General features: G+C 39.7%; 5 protein-coding genes and 1 pseudogene. All 6 read right to left on the bottom strand.

Annotation, left to right across the window (positions count from 1 at the left end; translation table 11 throughout):
* Window positions 1–892 (bottom strand): N-6 DNA methylase (locus AC3LHT_RS08950; protein WP_488662644.1); only part of this gene is annotated, 892 nt, incomplete at its 3' end.
* A 334-nt stretch (window positions 893–1,226) separates the two neighbouring features.
* Window positions 1,227–1,553 (bottom strand): heavy metal-binding domain-containing protein, encoded by a 327-nt coding sequence (locus tag AC3LHT_RS08955; RefSeq protein ID WP_488662645.1) that lies wholly within the window; start codon window positions 1,551–1,553, stop codon window positions 1,227–1,229.
* Window positions 1,554–1,564: 11 nt separating this feature from the next.
* Entirely contained in the window at window positions 1,565–2,320 is a 756-nt protein-coding gene (locus AC3LHT_RS08960; protein WP_488662646.1) for an ABC transporter permease, read from the bottom strand.
* On the bottom strand, window positions 2,317–3,099 hold the full coding sequence (locus AC3LHT_RS08965) for an ABC transporter ATP-binding protein (protein WP_488662647.1): 783 nt from the start codon (window positions 3,097–3,099) through the stop codon (window positions 2,317–2,319). The genes AC3LHT_RS08960 and AC3LHT_RS08965 overlap by 4 nt, the downstream gene beginning before the upstream one ends.
* 105 nt (window positions 3,100–3,204) lie before the next feature.
* The gene (locus AC3LHT_RS08970; protein ID WP_290644296.1) at window positions 3,205–4,428 is read right to left on the bottom strand and encodes a radical SAM protein; all 1,224 of its coding nucleotides are present in this window, start codon (window positions 4,426–4,428) and stop codon (window positions 3,205–3,207) included.
* Between the two features lie 5 nt (window positions 4,429–4,433).
* Window positions 4,434–4,643, bottom strand: a pseudogene (locus tag AC3LHT_RS08975) (hypothetical protein); the annotation flags it as partial.

Here is a 4,643-nt window from a genome sequence, read left to right on the forward strand (position 1 = left end):
TCTGTGAAAATGGTGGATTGGCAATTACCCTGTCAAAACGCTTGACATAGCCATTTTCGACAAATCTTGGATTTGTTAGCGTATCTTCATTTTCTATGTGCGCGTCTGGTATGCCGTGAAGTATCATGTTCATTTTACATATTGACCATGTTACACCGTTGAATTCCTGCCCGTATAGCGCTAAATTTCTCGAATTCTGCCCTTGCTCTTCTACATACTCTTTGGCTTCTATAAGAAAGCCTCCAGACCCAACTGTTGGGTCATAGACGGTCATAGCTTCTCCGGGTTTTATAATACTGACCATCAATTTTTTGACTTGTGTGGGGGTATAGAATTCTCCTCCCTTTTTGCCGGCTGAATCGGCGAATTGCTTTAGTAAATATTCATACGCCGCACCCAACAAATCAGGGAATTCAAAATCTTCATTCGTTAATCGATATTTGTTGAAATGGTGAATCAAATCGATGAGCTGTTGATCCTTTAATCTGGTTCTCCCTTTTTGTGCATTAAAATCTATATGCTTTAAAACACCATCCAATTCAGGGTTAGCTTCTTCAACGGCTGCGAGTGCTTTATTCAAATGGTTACCAACATCTTCTTTCAGGGTTAAGATGTTTTCCCATCTCGCCCTTTCAGGGACAAAGAATGTATCCCCGTACGAACTGGAATCTTCTAAAAGCTCTTTGATTTGTTCTTTCAAAAAGCCTTGCTTCCTGTATCTGTTTTCTATTTCTTCTCTTTTCACATTAAATACATCCGATACACGTTTCAAGAAAAGCATACCGAATATATATTCTTTGTATTCGGAAGCATCCATCTTGCCCCTTAAAATATCCGCCGCTTTGAATAAGTGAGTTTCAAGTTGTCTCAGAGTTATCTTCCCGTTGTTCATAGCTTGTCCTCCGTTAAGGAAAGTGTTGTTGTAATGAAAAAACTATTGTCGCATGAAGCAATAAAATGAAAAGGGAAAGACCAAATATATGTTGTCTTTCATTCATAATTCATAGCTATTAACTCATAACTAATCACTAATCACTCATAACTAATATCTCATAACTCCTAACTCATATCTCAATTAAGATTCGAGAACCGGTGAGCGCGCTGGCGCGTAGGTAAGCCCAGCTACGCTGGGGGTGTGCCTGACTGCGTCAGGGGTTAGCGTGCGTACGGCTCATAACTCTTATTTTTGACTCATAACTCATAATTCCTAACTCTTAACTCCTAACTCACAACTCTTCTTTCTTCAACTTCACCGCCGTTCCATATGCGAGCATTTCAGCGGCTCCGGACATTACCGAGGAACTTCCCAGCCTGAAGGCGACTATGGCGTCGGCATTCATTTTTTCGGCTTCATCGATCATACGTTGAATTGCTATGTTTCTTGATTCAGTGAGCATTTCCGTGTATCCTTTTATTTCGCCACCTGCAAGAGTTTTGAATGCTGCGGCTATGTCTCTGCCCATGTGCTTTGACCGCACCGTGTTTCCAATTACAATACCCAAAACCTCTGAAATTTCATATCCCGGAACATTATCCGTGGTTACCACAATCATGCCCATCCCTCCTAAATTTCTTTATTTTTGAACGCGAAATATCCAGAAAAGAGCAAAATAATTGATATAACAATTAACGCGAGTGTGTATGGAATATCTACCTCACCATAGTTGAAAATGTCTATCCCAAGAATGTAATGGTATGTGTTAAGAAAGCTCAGTGATTTCAATAATCCCAGTACTGTAGTCAGGGCAAGTGTCCCAATAGAGGCGAGTATGGGTTTCACCTGATCATTGAACAGGACTGAAAAGAAAAGAGTAACGCTAAACCAGAGCGTTCCGCCAGCTAAAACAGAAGTTGTGAACATGGGGACGCCATCGCCGATAAAATCTTTCCCTGCTATAAATGAATAAAGAGTTGGAAGCATCGAGAGCAACAACAATGACGAAAAAAGCACGATAAACCCTGATGCTGTTTTACTCATGAAAACCCTGAATCTACTCCGGCGCGCGAGCAAAAATTCCATTGTGCCGTTTTCGGTTTCTCTTGAAAACAGAGGGAAAGCAAGCACTATTGCGATTATAGGTACGAGCTGGCCAAAGTTTTTCCCAAACCACTGTGAGTACATGTAAAAGCTCCAATTTGCGAGCATTTGTGAATATCCAGGCCCAATATATTTTTCATATAGCTGGTTTGAGCTTCTTTCAAGGTTTTTCAGGCTCTCCACGGCATAATTTTGTAAAGGTGCAATGAGCAGAAAAAGTGTTAGCATGATGAAAAACAGTACTAAAGCGCGAAACCTCATATCGTAGAATTCTTTTTTCATTGCACATCACCTTTTATTACAGCTTCAAAGACCACTCCGAATGGGGCAGGTTCGTAATCTCGCAGTTCTTCTTTTCGTTTCACTATATAAATGTCCTCAGTTTCGGTGCTTTTCCAGAGATAGCCTTTTATTTTCTTTCCTTTTTCAACTTTTACAGCCATGTAGCTATTTATAAGCTCGTCTTTTTGGCCCATTTCAAGTATTTTCCCTTTTTTCATTATCGCAATGCTGTCTGCGAGCTTTTCCACTTCTGATAGTATATGGCTTGTGTACAGTATGGTTTTACCAGACTGTGCGAGATCTTTTATAAGCTTTAAAGCTTGAGAGCGCATTATTGGGTCCAATCCCCAGGTGGGTTCATCCATGATATACAAATTAGCTTCTTGTGAAAAGACAAGCGCAAGATATAAGAGGGTTAGCATACCACGTGAGAGGTTTGAAATTTTCTCTCTAAGATCTATATCGAATTCCTTAACCAGAGAAATTGCCTTTTCTACATTCAGACCTTCTGTCAATTCCCCGGCAAAGGTGATTAGTTTCTCAACTTTGTATGATGGATATAGGTTTTTCTCTTCAGGCAAATACGCTATGGGGCCATCAAAGTTCACTATTCCAGCGTTCTTTTTTCTCAGCCCAAGAATACACTTGAGCGTCGTCGTCTTTCCAGCACCGTTTGGCCCCAGCAAAGCGAAAACTTCCCCATCTTTCACTTCAAAAGAGAGATTGTCCACTGCTATATTGTGCCCATAGGATTTTTTTAAGTTTTTCACTCTGAGCATATTGCTCCCTCCGTGTAATTGCCTATATTAGTATTTTATCAAAAACCCTTGCTTGAACCTAAAGGCTGGATAGTTGACGCATTCTTTGGCGAAAGGTCGAGAAGTTCAGTTCACTTTTTTGATAGCGCCGTTTTTGAAGCTCATATAATCTGAATAGTTTTCAACTGTGCTTGGGTTTTGTAGCGGGAAGGGAAGCGATTCGACAACGGTCTTTGTGAGCGCGTGGGCAAAGAATATGCCTTTTTTCGTTAAGTGACCATTTTTACAATAACCGGTTGTTTTTAGTAGCTTTATGTAGGAGTTTATGTATTCAGGGAGTGAGTCAATGGGTTCACACCTAAGGTCATAGATCATTTTCGCGAATTTTCTCCAATCATCTGTCGTTTTAGTTTTAGGAGCGATAAACGCCATTTTTTTGCTCTTTTCTATCGCAAAGACATACGAAAAAAGATCCGGGTTTACAATCTTATAATTTTCCCCAGTTGAAAAGGCAGCGGGTCCAAACCCCACATAATCTTCTATAAGCTCGTCCCTTGACGAATCATACAGTTCATCACCTTGTGCAAATATCCATATTCCCTTCCGGGTATACCCGCTGGAAATTAATTGGTTGGCAGCTTGCTCGATGAGGCTGAACTGGGTTTTCTCTGAAAGCATTGATTTTCCATTATTCCGAATGCTCATATAGGGGTATATTGTCACTTGATTAGGCTGTATATAAGAGATTCCTGAAATATCTTCGATAAAGACTTCCTCGTTTTGTCCCGGCAACCCCACCATAAGGTCAACATTTATCCATAACCCCAGCTTTTTCGCCAGTTCTATGATTTCTTTGTAGCTTATTTTCTTATCACTTGTTCGACCTGTGAGATTGCTTACTTTTTTTGAGAAGCTTTCTATTCCTACGCTCACCTTCGTAAAGCCAATTTCTTTCAATCCATTTAGATAATCTGAGGTAAGCAAGCCCGGAAGCAGTTCTATTCCCATGCCCTCAACTGTAACTTTCGAAGTGAGAAGACTGACGATATTGGAAAGTTCCCTTAGTGACAGTGTGTTTGGTGTTCCACCTCCAAAATACACCCACTTAGCTGTACCGGTAATATCAGTATCTTTTATTTCCTTCTGAAGCGTTTCTAAATACAATTTTTTCAAATTGGCATTGTATATTTCTTTGTAAAAAGGGCAAAATGAACACTTAGAATAACAAAAAGGAACGTGTAGATAGACGCCAAAGTTCCCTTTAAAGCTAATGGGTTTCAACTCTCGAAAGCGATAGATAGTTTTTTTGAAGGATCTGCTCATTATTTTTTTGCTGAGGAAAGTGAGCATGTTTCTCACTCCCTTTTAGTTTTATTTGCCACATTTATTATACGCTTTTTATATCCATTCTCTGCTCTTGTCTTTTTATTGTAGTGAAGAAGAACTCTTTTCAATACTCGATATATGGCAAAGTATCTTGAAAAATTAAGCCAAATTACAATATTAGCTTGAGGAGCATACCTAGAAATGACTTTTCCAATAGATCCTTCTAATACCCATTTCTC

The sequence above is a fragment of the Kosmotoga sp. genome, from assembly GCF_982836095.1.